The sequence below is a fragment of the Streptomyces sp. NPDC092045 genome (assembly GCF_044756005.1).
Taxonomy (GTDB): Bacteria; Actinomycetota; Actinomycetes; order Streptomycetales; family Streptomycetaceae; genus Streptomyces.
The window spans coordinates 1,469,570-1,487,066 of record NZ_JBIVSC010000001.1; the positions used below are offsets into that span (position 1 = coordinate 1,469,570).

The following is a 17,497-nucleotide window of genomic DNA, read 5'->3' on the forward strand; positions in this document are numbered from 1 at the left end:
AGCAACTTGTCTAGAGGGAGAGTGGAGCATGCCGTTCATCCGCAGTGACGAGGCCACCCCGTACGAGATTCATGGCGGCCGTTTCGTTTCCTACGTCCGCCCGGACACCGGCAGCCGGGACCTCGCCGCCTGGCGCGTCGAACTCCCGGCCGCAATGGTGGGGCCGACCCACACGATCAGCAGCGAGGAGACCTTCTACGTCCTCTCCGGTCGTCTTCGGCTCGTCATCGACGGCGAGAGCGCCGAACTCCGCGCGGGTGACGCGGCAGTGGCACCTGCGGGCTCCGAACTGGCGGTCGCCAACACCACCGACCAGCCCGCCCGGATGTGGGTCACCACGTGTGTCGGACTCACCGCCGAACTGGCCGACGGCAGCACCATCGCGCCGCCCTGGGCCAACTAGGGCGTGTGTCGAAAGTCCCGCCTGCCCGGCGGCGCCCGGCACGCACGCTCGCCGCGTTGTCGGGATCACCCCGATACAACCAGTATCGGGGCGACCCTCCGCCTTGCGATCGCACGCACCGGACACCGCCGGGCCTGCCCTCCGGGCAGACGGCGCTACTTTCGACACACGCCCTAGCGCGGCCTGTCGATCGCGTGATCGATCGGGGCGGCGGGGGCACCGACGGGCTGCGGAAGGTGAACCAGAACCGGCGTTCTTCTTGAACGTGCGGCACGGCGGCGGGGCGCCGGCCCCGGATTTCGTGCCGTCGGCGATTCCGCTCCTTCCGTCGGCACCGAGGCTGCCGACTACCCCGGCCAGGGCCCGCAGCCCCGGGTCCGAGCCGGAGCCGAGACGGCGGGTGTCGTAGAGGCAGGCTTGTTGTCACCGGGTGAGACCGGGCGTTGCACTGCGGTGTGCGGATATTCGACTCGGCGGGGGCGCGGGGCAGGTCCGACGAGTGAGGTCAGTGGGCGATGACCAGGCTGTCAGTGCCTGTTCTTAGGGTCAGCCCCATGACGGAGAACCTGGTCCAGGATTCATGGAGCCGTATCGACGACTGGCTGCGCGAGCACGCCCCTCGCACCTTCGCAACGCTTGGACCGCCCGCGAGGCACGAGGAGATCGCTGCGGCTCAGGAGGAACTGGGCGTCACCTTCCCTCCCGACCTGGTCGCTTCACTGCTCCGGCACGACGGGGCGGAGGACGGGGCGGAGGCTTTCCGGTTCAGCACGCACGACCGGTTGCTCGACGTGGCGGGGATCCTCCAGGACACCAGGTTCATGCGTGGGACCGCCGAAGACCTCGACGAGGAGGAGGCCGAGGGCTACTGGCACCACGGCTACGTGAAGTTCGGCTCCTACGGGGTGACGGCCGACGGTCTCATGATCGACTGCCGTCCTGAGCGGGACTCCTTCGGCGCGATCGGGCGGTTCTTCGACGAGACCGGAATCGGTTTCGGGCATGCGCACTCCCTGGGCGGATACCTGGCAGAACTGGCCGATCAGCTCGAGCGCGGCCGGGACGGGGGCGCTGTCACGTTCAACGGCCGGCTGTTCTGGGAGTGGGCCTGTCCCGCCGGCCCGGAATGGGGCAGCGCCGACGATCCTCTTCCCCCAGCGGATGAGCAGCTGCCGGAACTGGACCTTTCCTGCAGCCCCGCCGATCTGCTCCACGCGAGCCATCTGCGCGAATTCGAGGAACTCGGCGCACTGATCGCGGTCCTGCCGCGTGAGCAGGTGGCCGGGGCCGCACGCAGGCAACTGCGCAGACTGGCCGTCGAAACGGGCCTGAACAAATACCCGGAGGTCAAGGCGGTCCTGGACGCGTTGGAACGCGGCGAAGCCCCGCCACGGCCGGAGCAGACCGACCCGCTGCCCCTGCGCCTGCGCAAGGTGATGGCACAGGCGGACACGCACCGGGACAGCTACCGCAAGTGGGCCGCGGAGAGGATGCCCGATGTGATCTGGGGCTCGCCCTACAAGTCCCTGGACAAGGTCGCGGGGCTCCGCAGCCGCCTCGCCGTCGACTGGCGGGCAGATCTGCACGCGGACCTGGGCTTTCCGCCACTGCCGCCGATACCCGACGATCGCTTCTGGGGAACCCTGCGCAACTCCGCCATCGACTCCAGCTGGTACGCGGCCCAGTACGCCCAGGACCAGGAATGACTCCGAAAGGCTCCTCTTCCGCGTGAGCGCTTCATCCGGCGGGACCGGTCGAATGAAGCGTTCTTGATCTCCCGGCGCTCCGGAAGCGTGAAGGCCTTCGGGCGCCCGCCTTTGTGCTTCCGGTGGAGCGGTTCGAAGCCGTCGGTGTGGAAGTCGTGGATCACGTCCCGCGCCCGGTCGGAGCTGGTGAAGGCCGCCTCGGCGATCTCCGCCACCGGCATGCCCTGCACGGACAGCAGCACCATCTGCGCGCGCCGCCGTGTCACCACCGGCCCGCTGCCTCTGCGGATGATCCGCAGCAGGCCTTCTTCTTCCTCCTCCTCGTCGATCTCACGGAGGCGCACACGTTCAGCCTTCAGCCACCCGCACAGTTCGACGATGAGCAGGGTTGAGACGCCGTCAATCCCCCGCGTCTGCCGCCGCGACAGCCGTCAGGGTCACGGTGCCGTCGTCAGCGACAGACCAGCCGGGGTTGTGGCACACCTCCCAGCGGTAGCCATCGGGGTCGGCGAAGTAACCGTGATAACCACCGAACGCCGCACGTTGCGCCTCTTTGAGGACAGTTGCTCCTGCCGCACGGGCCCGCTGCATGGCTTCGTCGACTTCGGCGGGCGAGTCGAGGTTCTGGGCGAGGGTGAAGGGCGTACCGGCTGTTGCTGGATGTCCGGTGTCGGCGCCGAGGTCAGCCAGGGGGAAGAGCGCCAGGGCCAGCCCCTTGCCGATCTGATAGAAGACGATCTCGTCCAGATCGAGCAGTGGTGTCCAGCCCAGACCACGGCTGTAGAACTGGCGGCTGGCTTTCAATTTCTCGACACCCAATGTCACCAGGTTCAACTGCTGGTTCATGCATCGCCCCCATGCGGCCGGTAGGAGATCGCCACCCGGCCGCAACAGTACCGCCACGACAGGGCGAACGTTGACTGATGCGGCGCCGGGGCGTGTGTCGAAAGTCCCCGTGCTGTGACTGCCGAAGGCCCGGCACTCCGCGATGTCATCGGTGTCCCAGACCTTCGACCAGTGGACGGCCCCGCAGCCCTACGAGGCATTGTCCACGTGCCGCGTAAGAACGTCAGCTGGAAAGAGGTATCCGTCGAGAAAGCGGAGGAGGCATCCGACGGGATCGCGCTGGTGGTCCGGGAACTGTCGGCCCGATGCGCCTTCAGCCCCGGCCCCGCGTCGATCCCGCCGGCCGGACCGGTGCGGACAGGGCCACCTCGATGCCCGTCCTCGCCGCCGGAGAAGCCCGGAAGACCACTGCCACCCGCCTTCGGACCTCACACCGATACCGACACCTCCCCGGACGTGATCAGTCCGTCTCGTCGCTCTTGCAGACGGCGACGTTGTCGCTGGTGCCGGGCACCGCGGCGGACTTGGCGGCCTGGAAGTTCGCCTCGAGGGCGTCGTGCACGGAGGGCGTGGTGATCCGCAGCAGCGCCTCGTCGTTGTTGCGCAGGGCCGGTCCGCTCCAGTTGTCGCTGCCGGTCCACATCACCTTCTGGACCTCGCCGGCGTACATGCCGTCGATCATCCAGTTCTTGGAGTGCACGATCCGCCGTGGCGTCGTCGCGTCCGCGTCGTCGTCGTGCTGGTAGCAGCGGTTGGTCAGGCCGGAGACGCCGTGCAGGGCGTTCCATGTGCCGGCGTCCGTCTCGCTGTAGACCAGGTCGACCAGGCACCCGGACCTGGCCAGCGCGGCCAGTTTGTCGGCGACGGCCTGACGGGTGATCTTGAGCATCGCGGCATGGACGCTGGTGCGGTGGGCACCGGAGGAGTCGGTCCAGCGGCACGTGACGTTGTCGAGGGCGTTGACGACCGTGTCGGTGCTCTCGTCGCTGCCCGCGCGGGGGAAGAAGTAGTGCTTGTAGTCGCCCGCGTTGCCGTACGCGTACGACCAGGCCGCGCGGTTCTGAGCCGGGAGCTTGGCGAAGTACGCGACGTAACCGTCGTACAGTTCGTTGTTCCCGGCGACGGTGAGCGAACTGTTGCAGTAGCGGCTGTAGTTGGACGGGGTCAGGTTCGACGTCAACTGCATGGTGACGTTCTTCTGAGTACCGCCCGCGACGCTGCTCGCCAGCAGGAACTTGTTGTGGTTGATGCCGGTCCCGGCCGGGCCCAGGCACGACGAACCGGGGGCGCACAGGGCCACCCACGACGCGGCGGAGGTGCTCGTGCCGAGTGCCGCCCGGAGCGTGTCGTAGGAGGAGGGGTGGTCGAGCGTGGTGCGGTCCAGGACTATACGGACGTTCACACCCCGGTTCTTGGCGCTGACGAGATCGGCAGCGATCGTGTCGTCCCAGAGGTGGTACATGGCGAGCCGGATGATCGAGCCGCTGTCCGCGTTGGCGATGACGGACCGCACCTGGGAACGGATCGCCTGCTGTTCGGCCGTGTCACCAGTGGGGCGATTGAAGACCGGCCCGGTGGTGACGGTCGCGGCGTTGGCGTTGCGCGCGGGTACGAGCAACGCGACGAGGACGGCGAAGACGAGCAGGACGCCGGCTCCTCCACGGCCGGTGATGATCCTGACGTGCGGTGATCTCGTGTGGTGTTCTCCCTGACTGCGAAACTGCTTTCTTCCGTCCGGCACGTGCGCACGCGCATGTGCCGGACGGAAACCCCTTCATCTTTACGTACGAGCACCCGGCTCCGCTGCCCGCCGACGGGGAGGCGGGACGGGCCGTGCGCGCCTGGGCCGGTGTCAAGCCGGTCTTCGTCTCCGTCGGCCACCGGGCCTCCCACCCGACGCCGATGCCTTCCACCTCGCCCCGGACTGCCGCGCCCCCGAGACCCCTTGCCGCGCCGGCCGCTGAAAGCCCTGTCCGTCCACGCCCGGTGCGCAGGTCGGCGGAGCTTCGGCCCGCGGGGCATCAGCAGCGTGCGGGAGGAGGGGTTCGGTCTCCGGGCCAACGCCAAGACCATCGAGGGCGCCCAGCATCACGACCGGCACGCCCGGTTTTGCTGCATCAGCGACCGGGCCGAGGAACACATGGACGTCGGCGACCCGGTGATCAGCGTCGCAACCAAGAAGGAAGAACTGCGGTCGGCCGGTACGAGAACGGACGCCGCCAGTGGCATCCGAAAGGGCTGCCGACCCAGGTCGGGACCCATGACTTCCTCGACCGGCAGGGACTGGGCAAGGCGATTCCCTACGGGATCTACGATGTGGCCGCGAACACCGGCGGGGTCGGTGCCGACATTGATCACGACACTGCCGCGTTCGCCGTCGCCTCCATCCGTCTCTGCTGGCAGGGCCTCGGAAGCCGCGACTCCCCCGGCCGCCCGACTGCTGATCACCGCGGACGCGGACGGCTCCGACGGCTACCGCACCCGCGCCCGGAAGACCGAACTCGCCGCCCCGGCCACCGAGGCCGGCCCGGAGATCACCGTCTGCCACACGCCGCCGGGCGCCTCGAAGTGGAACAGGATCGAGCACCGGCTGTTCTCCCACATCTCCATGAACCGGCGAGGCAGACCCCCGAACAGCCACGGCGTCATCGTCGACAGCATCAGGGCGATCACCACCCGCACTGGCCTGACAGTCCACGGGGAACTCCACCCGGACACCTACGACACCGGTATCGAGGTCACCGACGCGGACATCGGCGCCCTGCCCGTACACCGGCACCGCTTCCACGGCGACTGGAGCCACACCCTCTATCCACAGCACGGCGCCACGGCCGGCGGGCCGAGGGTTTGCCGCCTCAGTCCTACCCCGGCGGTCTGCACACCCCCGGAACTGACCGGCATGACCGAACCGGCACTGGACGAACTCGTCGACCAGCTGTGCCAGAGACTCGATGAGCTACGTGAACACGAGCGGTCGCAGCAGCGAGGAGGAGACCGCGTTCGGGCTCGCGGAGCTGGGGCCAAGGACGAACCGGCCGCCGCTGACCGAGTCCTGGCCTCTGTTCTCTACCTGCGCAAACCAAGAACCCGAGACCTGATCGTCCAGCTCTTCGGCGTCGACGCCAGCACCCTCACCAGGGCCGTTCGGCAAGTCCGGCCCCTCGCCACCGAGACCGGCTCAGCCGCTCGGCACTCGGCAGACAGGCTCCGCGCGCCCACCGACGTCACCATGTTCCTCGCCACCAGCAGCACCACGGAGATCAAGTCGGCGTGTTTGATGCGCTGCGAGCCCTAAAGAATTTCCGGGGCGCCCGCGTACGGGATTCTCTGTGCCGGAAATCCGGGGGCCCGGGTTCTCTGCGTCGGCGTCGGGACCGTGGGCGGCTCGTGCGGACGCCGCCCGCGAGTCGTGTGTCGTTCCCCCGTACGGGCACCTTCTGCGCCGGGCGGCTCCCCCGTGGGTCGCCCGACGCTCCGCGTCCCTGGAGCGCCGACAGCTGAGGCCGTCGGCCGGGGGGACGCCGGCCCGCTCTGTGCACAGGCCCGGGATCCGTCGTGGCCCGGGCCCGGGAGGGTCAGGCCTTGAGGTTGTAGATGGTGGTACAGCCGGCGTAGGAGCCCTTGACCGCGCACACCCGCATCGTGTGCTTGGAGTCCTCCTTCAGGTTTCCGCTGGCCCGGTCGGTGTAGGGGGCATTGTGGCCCCGCGTGGTCGCCACGCGGGTGCCGTCCAGGGTCACCTCGATGCCGTAGCCGTCGGTGGCGCTGTCGTGGGCGATGATGGTGTCGCCCGTGGACGATCCCTGGTCGCCGGGGTCACCCGCCCAGGACCCGGTGCCCGCGACGTGACCGTCGATGATGACCATGACGTTCGACCAGCCCATGTCCGTGGCGGAGAGGATCCGGAACGTGACGGTCGGAGCGGCCGACGCCGGAGCCGCGCTCAGGGCGATGAGGGTGCCCGCCGTGAAGACCGATGCAGCGAGCGCACGTACCTTCGAGCTGTTGATCCGCATTTTTGATCCCTTTGTAACGAGTGGAAAAGTGGACGCACCTTCGAGGTGGATTCGTAAGAGGCGGCGGGGGAAACGGTAAAAGTATTCACTTCGATCTCTCGTGTGAATTTTCCGTTCGCTGATTTCTCCGCGTCGTCCGCTTGTGCGCCGCGTACCGATGATGCTGCCGTCGGCCATGAAGGCGATCAAGATAGAATCCCTAAACGCACGTTTAACGCACCATCATGTGACCGGTTTGCGTGCTTTATTGAGGAATATTCGGGTGGAGGGGTTGGATGCTCGGATGCGACGTCGGAAACCCGCGCCTCGGCCACCGATTCGGCCGGGGCGGCAGCGGCCCGCCCGAAGAAGAAAGGAACTCATGCTGGAGCGCCTGGAACTCATGGTCTTCCTCACGCTCGCCGAAGAACTGCACTTCGGCCGGACCGCGGAGCGGCTGCACGTCACCACCGGGCGGGTCAGCCAGGTCGTGAAGGGGATCGAGAAACGTGTGGGCGCTCTCCTCTTCGAGCGCACCAGCCGCAGCGTCGAACTGACCGAGATCGGCAGCCGGCTACGTGACGACCTCCAGAGCGGATACGAGCAGATCCAGGCGGGACTGGCCCGCGCCGCTGACGCCGCCCGTGCCACTCGGAAAGCTCTGCGGGTCGGCTTCGTCGGCGCGCTGGCAGGCCAGGTGGCGCACCGTGCGGCGCGCCGGACGGCAGCCGACCCGCCCGGCATACCCGTGGAGATCCGGGAGGTCCAGGTCGTCGACGCCACGGAGAAGCTGCGCAGCGAGCACATCGACGTGCTGCTCATCAGTTTGCCGGTGACGGCGCCGGACGTAACCGTCGGCCCCGTCCTCTTCTCCGAACCGCGCATGCTCGCGGTCCCCGCGCACCACCCCCTGGCCGCCCGGACGAGCCTGACGCAGGAGGACCTGGCGGACGTCGTCCTGCTGCGCCCACCCCACAGCGGCCCGGACAGCTGGCCCGCCGACCGCCACCCCCGGCGCACCCCCGGCGGAGCGGCCATCAGCAGCGGCGCACCGGTGGAAACGTTCCAAGAAGCCCTCCAGCAAGTGGGAGCGGGAGCAGGAGCTGTCATCGTCGGCGCCCAGGTCCTCCGCTTCTACACCCGCCCCGACGTCGTCTACCTCCCCTTCACCGACGCGCCGCCCATCGAATGGGCGGCAACCTGGCTCAACATCAACGACGTCCCGTGCCATCGGCACTTCGCCCGGGCCGCCGTCCAGGCCGCCGCGGAACTCGACGAGCCCCCGCGGCTCTGGCGTTCCCCGTGAGAGCGGGCATCACCGCCTCCGGTCAGGAGGTCGGGGCCGGCAGGCTCACCTCCCACGCGCTGAGTGGCCGTGGACACGACTGGGCGAAGTGGCGGGCCGGAGGCCGAGACGCGCTGTTGTCATGCCCGCGAACTCGCCGACCGGGGCACCGCCCTCGAAGCCGCCTGCCGCATCATCGTCCTGGAGGACCGGCTCGAAGAAGCCCAGTGCGTCAACGCCGAATACCGCCGCGCCACCGGATCGGCCGAGCCGCCGGCCGTGGAGTGAACCGGGCACCGGCCGGACCGCGGGCTTCGCCCGCCCTGCATCCTGGGAACGCGCCGCTCTTTCCGGTGGTCACGCAGGGTGCAAGCGTGTAGCGTCACCGTTAGCTGTCGTGGTTCGGAAGTTCCCTTTGCCCACGCTCCAGGCGTGGGCGTTTTGCTGTGCTGTGCCGCAGGAACCAGGGCGATCACCTCCGCCTTCCGCATCGTGCGGGAGGCGTTCATCGACTGGAAGGCGTCAGACATGGCTACCGGAACTGTGAAGTGGTTCAACGCGGAGAAGGGCTTCGGCTTCATCGCCCAGGACGGCGGCGGCCCGGACGTCTTCGCCCACTACTCCGCCATCAACTCCTCGGGCTTCCGCGAGCTCCAGGAAGGCCAGACCGTGACGTTCGACGTCACCCAGGGCCAGAAGGGCCCCCAGGCGGAGAACATCACCCCCGCCTGACCTCCTTGCCCCCGGCAAGACGAAGAGCCGGCGCCGTAGTGCGCGGTGAACAGGTTCAGGGCCGTGCGGCTGTCCGCTGCACGGCCCTGAATCGTCGCCCGCACGGGTCTGCTCACCCGGTACCGATCCGAAACGACCTGGGCTCCGGTGAGAAAGCGGGCACGACGGGCCGCACTGCCCAGGTCGACAAGCAATGGTTTCGACCCACTGCCGCCGGCGAGCAGCACCCCGACCGTGCCCTCGTGCGACTCGAAGCCGCCCGCCGCCGGTCCCGCACTTCCGTACCCCACGGCCCGCCTTCCGCCTCGATGCCGGCGCTCCGGGCAGGCCCCGTCGGGTCCGGGTACGGTTCGTGATCCGCTAGGGGCCCGCTGTGCCCCGGGACACGTCCGGTCGCTCATGTCGTGGCGGGGAGAGGGCGGGATCGCTCGGGACGGCGGGTTCGGAGCGTCGGGCTCGGCGGGCGCGGAGTCGACGCACCGCCCGGGCGGCGGCGGCGAGGACGAGTCCGGCGCACAGGCTGCCGAGGAATTCGGGCAGGGCGGAGAGGACGATGTCGTTCACGAGTGGTGAGGGCGCGCCGGAGGAAGCCCGGTCGCGCGCTGACGTCCGTTCGTGACTGGGTCGGGCAGGGCGTGCACCCCCGGGCTCGCGGGTGCGGGTGGGAGGAACGGGGTGCGTCTACCGGATCTGGTGGGGTGCGCCTACCGGATGCCGGTGGGGTGCGTCTACCGGGTGCCGGTCAGGAAGCCGGTCCAGTCGGCGGTGCCGGGGGTGAGGAGCCCCGGGGGAAGGATCAGCCCTGAGGGAGAGCGGCCCGGAGCCGTGCTCGTAGTCGACGGCTGGTCCTCTGGCGTCTTGCTGGAAGGGGCGTCGCCTTCTCCGGTCTCCTGCGGATCCGGTTCCGGGGCGGCGGGGAGCATGGCCAGGAGGGTCAGCAGGATCAGGCCCGACCTCTCCGACAGGGTCCGGGCGGCCTCGACGAGGCGTGGCAGCCGGCCGGCGGGCAGGGACAGGGCGATGCAGGCGGGCTGGTTGTCGAGCGCGACCGGAACGGCGACGCAGACTTCGCGCCGGGAGTACTCCAGGACGTCGAACTGACTGGCGTGGGGTCCGTGGTCGTCCAGGGAGCGGAAGAGCGTGGCGGGGTCGGTGATGGTGCGGTCGGTCAGGGCGTAGGGCCGGTGCCGGGCGAGGTGGTCCATCCGGCTGTCGAAGTCGAGCTGGGCCATGATGCTTTTGCCGTTCGCGCTGGCGTGGGCGGCTTCCTTGAGGTCGACCCATTGCGTGATGGCCGGTGTGGTGGGGCTGTGCGAGCAGTGCTGGATCTCGATCTCGCCGTCGGTGTAGCGGGAGAAGTAGATGGCGGCGCCCGTGGCGTCCCTCAGTTCGTCCAGCAGTTGCGTGAGGGCGTCGTGGCGAAGGACGGGGTCGCCTGCGGGGAGGGCGGAGAAGAGGGGGCCGACAGTGTAGGAGCCGTCGGGAAGGCGGTCGAGCAGCTTGTGCCGGCACAGCCACCGCGTCAGTTCGGTCAGGTCGATCCCGTCGAGGCGGACCGCGGAGGCGATCTCCGGTGCGGCGAGCGGCCGACGCGCAGCGCGTACGGCGTGCAGTACGTCGAGGACCCGCAGCGCCGCCTCCCACTGGGCCGGCGCGTGCGGTGCGGCGGACGTCTGTTGAGCCAGGGCGGTCAAGGTGGTGTGCCGCAGCGGCCCGATCGAGAAAGCGGTGCTCCCGCCCGGCAGCGCAGCACGGCCCTCGTCCAGGTGTCCTTCGGCCGGTCCTGAGGGACGGTTCGCCGTTCCCTCCCCACCGGCCCGGCCTGGTTCGCTCGTGCGGAACCGGGGGGTGCGGGCCGCCGGGCCGGGGACCATCCAGCTGCCTGCCGCCGGTTCCCGCGTCCGCGCGGCGAGGGCGAAGACCTCCTTGGCGAGGCGTGGGCTCGCCAAGGGCACGGTGCCGAGGTCCTCGTGCTCCTGCGGGAGCGTCCACCGGTGCGAGCGCGCGAGGACGTGCCGCAGCTCGGGCGGCGGAAGGGGGGAGTCGGCGGCGAATGCGTGCAGGCCCTCGGCGTCGGTGAGGCGGCGGGCCCACAGGACCGCGTCGTGGTACTCCCCGCGGCGGGAGTGGTCCAGGAACAGGCAGTAGACGGCGGCGTCCATTTCGGCCCCGGCGGCCAGCTGCCACCAGAACACGGCCCCTTCGGGGTCGTCGGCGAGGTGGAGCACGCAGGCGAAGACGAACGCGCCCTCGGGATCGGCGGCGGCGTGCTCGGCGAACGTCGCGAGCAGGGAGCCGGCCACGGGCCGGAGGACGACGGCGGCGCACAGCGCCTCGAGCTCGTGCGCGGCCTCGTCGGCGTCCAGGAGCGTCTCGTCGCCGTGAACGGCCTCGGCGGTTTCGACGCCCGCGCAGTCCGCCGCCGCGTCGCGCGGGCCGAGGACGGCGAAGGACGCGCGGGACAGGAGAGCGGCGTAGTGCAGAAGGCGCGCACGGGAGGCGGCGCGGTCGGGCTTTTTCCAGGGGAGACCGGACGCGACCGCGGCGAGAGCGTCCTCCGTCGACCGGAAGGCCTTGTCGTCGCTCATGAGCCGGTCCTTCCACGTCCGGAGCGTGTGCCGGGCAGGTCGAGGAACCGGCCGAGGCGGGGCAGCGCCCGGTTGATGTGAGAGCGGACCGTGGCCGCGTCGATGCCCAACAACTCCGCGACCACGGTGGTGGGCTGGTCGAGGAGGTAGTAGAGGGTGACCACGTCGCGCTGCCGTTCGGGCAGCCGGCGGACGGCGTTGCGCACGCTGATCCGCAGCGCCAGGGCTTCGAGCGGGTCGTCCCGCCCGGCACGTTCGTCGACCAGGCCCCACAGGGTGTGGTCGTCTACGGGGAGAGCGGTCCGTCCGCGCCTGCGCCCCTGGTCGATGAGGCGTTTCTTCAGCACGGTCCACGCGTAGGCGGTCGGGTTGCGGTTCACCGCCACCTTCGGCCAGTGGGACATCAGCTCGGCGAAGGTGCTCTCGACGGCCGCGTCCGCCAGCTCGTCCGACCGCAGGTCGTACCGCGCGAACCGTACGAACCTGTCGTACATCTCGGCGTGGAAAACCCAGTAGTCCGGACTTCCTTCGAAAGCCCGCCCTTCCGTGGGAAGGGGCTGGCGCGGCCGGCCGGCCGCACCGGACTGCTCCGTGCCCAGATCGTTCACCGGGGTGCTCCCGTGTCCGCGCCGTCCGCCTTCCGGCGGGCGGCCTTCACCGTCAAGGACGCGAAGGCGTGCTCTTCGGTCCGTACGGCGCCGCCCCCGGGCCGGGGGACGGTGAGCCCGCCTCGCAACACCGTCGTGCCGTGCCGCACGTGAACCCCTCCCGTTGATCCTGAGCACCGCCCGCATCCCTCCCCGCAGTACCGAAGGCCACTGCCTCCACCTGTAACAGCGATCCCGGACGCCCGAACGTGCACAGGAAAATCAGAAAAAATAACAGAAGGTAATCGATCGGAATCGATCGGTTGTAATCGTCCGGTGCAAGGCTTCCGCGAGGCGGCCGTGATCGCCTCGGGTCCGTGCCCGAGCCGGCGAGGACGAGCGTGTCGTACTGGGCACCCCTGGCACCGGATTCGTCCAGCACAGCCCGGTGCGGCCCGGGCCACAGCCCTGCCTCGGGCGACACGCTGAACCGGCGGCGCGCGGTGGCCGTGAGACGCCGAACGATTCCGCAGATACCGCCACGCGCACCCGCTGGTCAGTACCTGCACCACAGCCGCGAACACCGCCCGCTCGTCATGCGGAGCGGTCCCGCCGCCTTCAGGTCGAGCCGCGAACGACGGCAGGAGCGGGACGAGCAGCTCCCCGAGTCCATCCGGCACCAAGTGCTTCGACAGATCGGTGCTCACGGCCGTCACCACGTCGCTCGAACGCCAGGTCGCGCGGCACGGCCCTCTACGCCTTGATCGATGCGGCCGATCTGGCGGCCTGCTCGATCTTCGCCCAGTAGGCGCCGCGGGCTTCCTCGTCGATCCGCATCTCGTGTTCGGGCCGCATCCCGGTTCGGCCGTCGATGTTCTCGCGCAGGATGTCGGCGTGCCCGGCATGCCGGACGGTCTCGCCGAGAACGTGGACCATGACGGCGAACAGATTCGGGCGGGAATGGGGCTCCGGCCACCACGGCACGTGGCCGGGGGCGTCGAGGGGAAGCTCGTCGATCGTCGCGTCCGAGTGTTCCCAGGTGCGCCGGTAGGACTCGACGATCTGATCACGGGTCTCGTCCTCGGCCGCCCACAGATCGCTGCCGTCGTGGTCCTGCCACCGGGGCAGCGGTTGCGGGGAAGGACGGTCGAAGACCTCGCCGAAGTACCTGGCCTCGACGCCGGCCACGTGCTTGACCAGGCCGAGGAGGTTGGTCCCGGTCACCGTCAAAGGCCGGCGGACGTCGTACTCGGACAGGCCGTCGAGCTTCCAGAGCAGCGCCTTGCGGTCCCGCCGCAGTCTCTCGTGCAGGTTGTCCTTCGCGAATTCATCGATCATGCGGCATCAGCCTGTCACGGGCCGCTCGTGGTCTCAAGATCCCTTACCCGGTCCGCAACGACCGGCAGAACCGAGGCCCGGCTGTGACCACCGAGCCTGCCGCTCCGGGGGCGCGGCCTGGCCGTACGGCCCGCCGTCGCCGAGTGGACAGCGCCTCCGGCGACCAGGCGGGTCCGCGAGGAGCACCACCACGAAGAAGAGCACCGCGAGGACGTCTGTCCGGGCGGCCGCCAAGCCCCTGGAGGGCCCGAAAGAGCTCGCCATGCGGCGTCGGCAGCCGGCGGCGGGACAGGTCCCGGAGGTACGGCAGCCATGCCGTCAGACGCAGCAGATCCAGGCGCCCAGGGGCACCGGAGCTGTGCCGCAGGGCTTACGGGCGCTGATCCCGCACCGACGGGTGGACCGCGAAACAAGCCCTGCGGGCGGGCTTTTCCTTTCATGTTCCGGGCCGGTCCCGGCGACGACCGCCTCCAGGTCGTCGCAGGACTTCCACCCCATTGTGTACCCGCGCGCCTTGTCCTTCTCCAAAAGCTGTCCGTACCCCGATCCGTGCTCCGTCGGCTCGCGCCGTGACCCGTGGCTGCGGCGTGCCGGACGCCGCAGCCACCGGCCGGGGATCAGCCGTCGGTGTCGAGGAACACGGAGGTGACCGGCGCCGTGTGGGAGGCGTTGATGCCGGCGCCCCCGGTGAAGTCCGCCGTCTCGTTGCCGTTCCAGTCGGAGATCGGGGAACCGCCGCGCGCGAGGTGCAGGAAGCGGCCCGGGGCATCGGGGGCGGAGCCGAACTGGAAGACCGGCTGGGCACCGGTGCCGCCGCGCGTGTACGGCGCGTACTCCACGTACGGCCCGCCCGGGGCGAGCTGCTTGCTCAGGACGTTGTCGTGGAAGACGTTCTGCGGCCCGGAGGAACCCGCCCATTTCGCCGCCTTCGCCCCGGCGGCCCACCAGATCGGGTACCAGGTGCCGGTCTCGACGCCGCCTCCCTCTCCGCCGCAGTTGGCGGTGCAGTTGCCCGGGGCGTGCTCGTAGGGCACACGGACGGTGTTCTTCTCGAAGAGGTTGCGGCGCTCCCAGCCGCCGTGGAGGTTCAGGTCCGAGTCGAAGTCGTTGCCGTGGACGACGTTGCCGGAGGAGGACCACTGAAGGGTGAAGTGGCGCAGGTGACGGGTGGTGTTGTCCGCGTACAGGGAGTCCCAGACCCGGCTGCCGCGGAAGTAGCCGTTGCCGCCCTTGCCCTTGTTCCAGGCACCGTCGAGACGGTTCTTCTCGAACTGGAGGTTCTTGGCGACCTCGGTGACGATCGGGTGGGACCCGGTCATCTCGGAGTTGACGTTCCGGGCCCACGAGTCGGCGGCCCATTTGAAGACGAGACCGTGCAGGGCTGCGGCGGGCGCGAGGTTGCCGTAGTTGTTCCTCGCCTGCTCCGGAGCCAGGCCCGGTACCTCCTGGGTGAAGGAGAAGTTCTCGAAGCCGACGCCGACCACCATCTTCAGGGGGGTCACTTTGCTGACGTACGCGGTGCTTCCGATGGGCGCGGAACCGTCGGAGGTGGAGTCGACGGGGAGGTCGAACTCCAGCGGCTTGTCGAGGGTGACGGTGCGGTCGACGGCGTTCACGGCGCTGATGCGGAAGACCTGCTGGCGCATGTGCAGGTCCTCGTACTGGCTCGTGTCCGTGGCGCCCTGCCGTTCGTAGAACGAGCGGCTGTTCGCGGCGCCCACCCACAGGTGGCCGCCGATGCGGAACCGGGTGGTGTCGGCGTTCGAGGCCAGGTGGACGACCTGGCCGCCCTCCCGGGCGGAGTAGGCGGAGTCGCCGGTCGCGCCGCGCAGTCTCACACCGGAGGCCCAGTGCTGGTTGATCGAGCCCTCGTAGAGGTCCTTGCGGTTGGCGGGAGCGGCGGCCCACTCGTCGGCGTAGCGGGGGGCGACTTCACGGGTCTGTACGCGGAAGAGCCCCCGGCCCGGCCAGATCCAGCCCCCCTTGGCGGTGTCGGCACCGGCCTCGTGGGTCATGGTGTCCTGGTCCCAACGGCTGCCGTCCTTGGTCAGGGTGTCGTAGAGGGTGTTCCCGTCCGGCGCGAAGACGATCCTGGTGCCGCCTGCGCCGCCACCCTGGCCGCGGAGGACGAGGTAGTCGGCGTCCACGGCGATCTGCCGGGTGACGTCGATCCGTCCGGCGGGCAGTTCGATCAGGGAGAGCCGGTCGAAGGTGGCCGTGCCGCTGCACTGGGCGCGGATGTGGTCGATGGCCTGCTGGAGTCCGGCGGAGTCGTCCACTCCGTCATCGGGCTTCACCCCGTAGGCGGTGTCCATGCGCTGAGGGGTGATCCGGCAGGACTCGCTCCGGTTGAACTTCTCGCTGCCGGGGAGGGCGGCACCGCTGCGGTAGCCGGCCCCGGTCCAGTTCGGCAGGCCGGGCAGGGGACCTCGGCGGTTCTGCGTGGTGAGGTCACGGGAGGAAGGCTTCGCCTGGTAGCGGTGCCGGTTGATGGTCTCGATCGCCCGGTGGGTGGCGCCGCCGAGGGGCAGCTCGTAGAAGTCGACGGCCACGTAGGTGGGCTTCTTGCGGGCGGCGGGCCCGCAGTAGTTCAGCGCCCGGTCGACGAGTTCGTCGCCGTTGTCGATGGCAGCCGTGATGACGGTCGGGGCGTCCCTGAACTGGTTCATGACGAACAGCGGGGAGAATCCGGTCTCGCGGTGGGTGAGCGGACGGTCGCCCCAGCGGCTGAAGCACTCCCACTTCGAGCCCAGGGCGCCCAGGCTCCAGTAGTTCTCGACCGTCCACTCCTGGGCCCGGACCAGGCCGATCTCGGGGATCGCCGTGTTGTCGGTGAAGACCAGCAGGCGCTTGCCGAGCTGTCGCATCTCGGACAGGCGGGGCCAGCCCGCCGTCCGCACCCCCTGCGCCGCCGGGTCGAAGATCTGGGGGGTGAGCCCCTCGGCATCGAACGCCTGCCGGAGGGCGGCCCGGTCGCTGACGTAGTCCTCCAGGAAGATGGTGACGATCGCGTCCGGATCGTTCTTCAGGTGGTCGGCGACCTCCTTGAGCGCATGCGCCAGAGAGATGCCGCCGCTCAGTTCACAGGGCCCGTGACACAGCACGAGACCTCCGGACTTCTCGTACACGTCGAACATGAGCCCGCGGACACCGTCCTCCAGCTGCTTCGTCAAGCTGTGCGACTGGTTGGGCATCGGGTGGTTGTAGGCGTAGCTGTTGAAGGCGTTGTGGGTGGTGAGGAAGGTCGCCTCGTCGAGGCGGGGGTCGGCGGGCGGGGCGTACTCCTCCAGCGCGAGGTCCGTCAGGTACCACCGCCCGGTGCTCTGCGCCTGCTCCCCGCTGCCGACGGCGAGCTGCTTCTCGCTGTTGCCCTCGCCGCCCTCGGCGGTGGCCGCGACCAGGTACTGCCCGGTCCCGGCGGACTTCAGCAAGTACGTGTCGGCTTCGACCTCGTCGAAGACCCACGAGGTGCCCTCCGCCCCGCAGGTCCTCAGCACGGCGAACGTGCCGTCGAGACCGACGCAGTACGCCCCGTTCACGTTGCTCTTGATGTGGTACGCCGCGCCGACAGCCTCGAACCACCACTGCTGGCGCTTTTCGGCGTCGTAGGTGCGCTGGAAGATCTTCCGGCCTTCCTCCATGTCGCCGTCCTCGGCGTCCACGGCGAAGCCGTTCGTCACGTTCTGGATCTGGACCGGTCCGAGGCGGTTCGGCGGTCTCTCCACCGCGTCGGCGACACCGGACGCACCCGGCAGCGCGAACGCCGCCAAGGCGAGGACGATCACGCCGAGGAACGCGCGGACCGGTCTCCGGTGGCGACGATCTCGCTGGCGCATGGTTGGAGCTCCTTCGGAAGGCGGGGCCTGTCGGCCGACATGTCGAGCCCCACTCTCCGCTTCCTCGCTAACGTCCCACTCACGTCCGGCTGATACTCCGGCCGTGCGCACGGCGGAGACGGTCGCCACATGGACGTCCTCGCCCGGTAGGTACGCCTTCGGCCGGCTTGTTTCCCCGCCG

Annotated in this window: 11 protein-coding genes and 3 pseudogenes; 6 read left to right on the forward strand and 8 right to left on the reverse strand. The window is 69.6% G+C overall.

Annotation, left to right across the window (positions count from 1 at the left end; genetic code table 11):
- Window positions 1-28: 28 nt before the first annotated feature.
- Window positions 29-403: a cupin domain-containing protein gene (locus ACIQKA_RS06400; protein ID WP_402540165.1), complete on the forward strand. Its 375-nt coding sequence runs from the start codon at window positions 29-31 to the stop codon at window positions 401-403.
- Window positions 404-957: 554 nt separating this feature from the next.
- Entirely contained in the window at window positions 958-2,109 is a 1,152-nt protein-coding gene (locus ACIQKA_RS06405) for an SMI1/KNR4 family protein (RefSeq protein ID WP_402540166.1), read from the forward strand.
- A gap of 53 nt (window positions 2,110-2,162) precedes the next feature.
- Here the strand turns inward: ACIQKA_RS06405 and ACIQKA_RS06410 are convergent.
- From ACIQKA_RS06410 to ACIQKA_RS06420, 3 genes and pseudogenes are all read right to left on the reverse strand, one after another.
- Window positions 2,163-2,468: pseudogene (locus ACIQKA_RS06410) on the reverse strand (helix-turn-helix domain-containing protein); the annotation flags it as partial.
- Window positions 2,469-2,508: 40 nt separating this feature from the next.
- Complete coding sequence (locus tag ACIQKA_RS06415) at window positions 2,509-2,955, reverse strand: VOC family protein (RefSeq protein WP_391096524.1); 447 nt, start codon at window positions 2,953-2,955, stop codon at window positions 2,509-2,511.
- Between the two features lie 460 nt (window positions 2,956-3,415).
- The gene (locus tag ACIQKA_RS06420) at window positions 3,416-4,696 is read right to left on the reverse strand and encodes a phospholipase D-like domain-containing protein (protein WP_402540168.1); all 1,281 of its coding nucleotides are present in this window, start codon (window positions 4,694-4,696) and stop codon (window positions 3,416-3,418) included.
- A 288-nt stretch (window positions 4,697-4,984) separates the two neighbouring features.
- On the opposite strand from ACIQKA_RS06420, the pseudogene ACIQKA_RS06425 reads away from it, so the two are divergent.
- Window positions 4,985-6,250, forward strand: a pseudogene (locus tag ACIQKA_RS06425) (ISAzo13 family transposase); the annotation flags it as partial.
- 280 nt (window positions 6,251-6,530) lie between these two features.
- Here the strand turns inward: ACIQKA_RS06425 and ACIQKA_RS06430 are convergent.
- On the reverse strand, window positions 6,531-6,971 hold the full coding sequence (locus ACIQKA_RS06430; protein WP_383444118.1) for a hypothetical protein: 441 nt from the start codon (window positions 6,969-6,971) through the stop codon (window positions 6,531-6,533).
- 361 nt (window positions 6,972-7,332) lie between these two features.
- On the opposite strand from ACIQKA_RS06430, the gene ACIQKA_RS06435 reads away from it, so the two are divergent.
- The 3 genes and pseudogenes from ACIQKA_RS06435 (at window position 7,333) to ACIQKA_RS06445 (ending at window position 8,967) form a co-directional block, all read left to right on the forward strand.
- The gene (locus ACIQKA_RS06435; RefSeq protein ID WP_383444115.1) at window positions 7,333-8,256 is read left to right on the forward strand and encodes a LysR family transcriptional regulator; all 924 of its coding nucleotides are present in this window, start codon (window positions 7,333-7,335) and stop codon (window positions 8,254-8,256) included.
- Between the two features lie 123 nt (window positions 8,257-8,379).
- Window positions 8,380-8,523: pseudogene (locus ACIQKA_RS06440) on the forward strand (MerR family transcriptional regulator); the annotation flags it as partial.
- A gap of 240 nt (window positions 8,524-8,763) precedes the next feature.
- On the forward strand, window positions 8,764-8,967 hold the full coding sequence (locus ACIQKA_RS06445; protein WP_048475199.1) for a cold-shock protein: 204 nt from the start codon (window positions 8,764-8,766) through the stop codon (window positions 8,965-8,967).
- A gap of 728 nt (window positions 8,968-9,695) precedes the next feature.
- Here ACIQKA_RS06445 and ACIQKA_RS06450 read toward each other — a convergent pair.
- The 4 genes from ACIQKA_RS06450 to ACIQKA_RS06465 form a co-directional block, all read right to left on the reverse strand.
- On the reverse strand, window positions 9,696-11,555 hold the full coding sequence (locus ACIQKA_RS06450; protein ID WP_402540170.1) for an IclR family transcriptional regulator C-terminal domain-containing protein: 1,860 nt from the start codon (window positions 11,553-11,555) through the stop codon (window positions 9,696-9,698).
- Window positions 11,552-12,049, reverse strand: coding sequence for a sigma-70 family RNA polymerase sigma factor (locus tag ACIQKA_RS06455; protein ID WP_383159475.1), 498 nt, complete (start codon window positions 12,047-12,049; stop codon window positions 11,552-11,554). The genes ACIQKA_RS06450 and ACIQKA_RS06455 overlap by 4 nt, the downstream gene beginning before the upstream one ends.
- Window positions 12,050-12,895: 846 nt before the next feature.
- Window positions 12,896-13,480 (reverse strand): DinB family protein, encoded by a 585-nt coding sequence (locus ACIQKA_RS06460; RefSeq protein WP_383444109.1) that lies wholly within the window; start codon window positions 13,478-13,480, stop codon window positions 12,896-12,898.
- Window positions 13,481-14,097: 617 nt separating this feature from the next.
- Entirely contained in the window at window positions 14,098-17,316 is a 3,219-nt protein-coding gene (locus ACIQKA_RS06465) for an RICIN domain-containing protein (RefSeq protein ID WP_402540171.1), read from the reverse strand.
- Between the last annotated feature and the right edge of the window lie 181 nt (window positions 17,317-17,497).

Excerpts from the sequence above, each read along its gene's own strand:
- ACIQKA_RS06400 (WP_402540165.1), top strand. The coding sequence starts at position 29 with ATGCCGTTCATCCGCAGTGACGAGGCCACCCCGTACGAGATTCATGGC.
- ACIQKA_RS06405 (WP_402540166.1), top strand. The coding sequence starts at position 958 with ATGACGGAGAACCTGGTCCAGGATTCATGGAGCCGTATCGACGACTGG.
- ACIQKA_RS06415 (WP_391096524.1), bottom strand. The coding sequence starts at position 2,955 with ATGAACCAGCAGTTGAACCTGGTGACATTGGGTGTCGAGAAATTGAAA.
- ACIQKA_RS06430 (WP_383444118.1), bottom strand. The coding sequence starts at position 6,971 with ATGCGGATCAACAGCTCGAAGGTACGTGCGCTCGCTGCATCGGTCTTC.
- ACIQKA_RS06435 (WP_383444115.1), top strand. The coding sequence starts at position 7,333 with ATGCTGGAGCGCCTGGAACTCATGGTCTTCCTCACGCTCGCCGAAGAA.
- ACIQKA_RS06445 (WP_048475199.1), top strand. The coding sequence starts at position 8,764 with ATGGCTACCGGAACTGTGAAGTGGTTCAACGCGGAGAAGGGCTTCGGC.
- ACIQKA_RS06450 (WP_402540170.1), bottom strand. The coding sequence starts at position 11,555 with ATGAGCGACGACAAGGCCTTCCGGTCGACGGAGGACGCTCTCGCCGCG.
- ACIQKA_RS06455 (WP_383159475.1), bottom strand. The coding sequence starts at position 12,049 with ATGTACGACAGGTTCGTACGGTTCGCGCGGTACGACCTGCGGTCGGAC.
- ACIQKA_RS06460 (WP_383444109.1), bottom strand. The coding sequence starts at position 13,480 with ATGATCGATGAATTCGCGAAGGACAACCTGCACGAGAGACTGCGGCGG.
- ACIQKA_RS06465 (WP_402540171.1), bottom strand. The coding sequence starts at position 17,316 with ATGCGCCAGCGAGATCGTCGCCACCGGAGACCGGTCCGCGCGTTCCTC.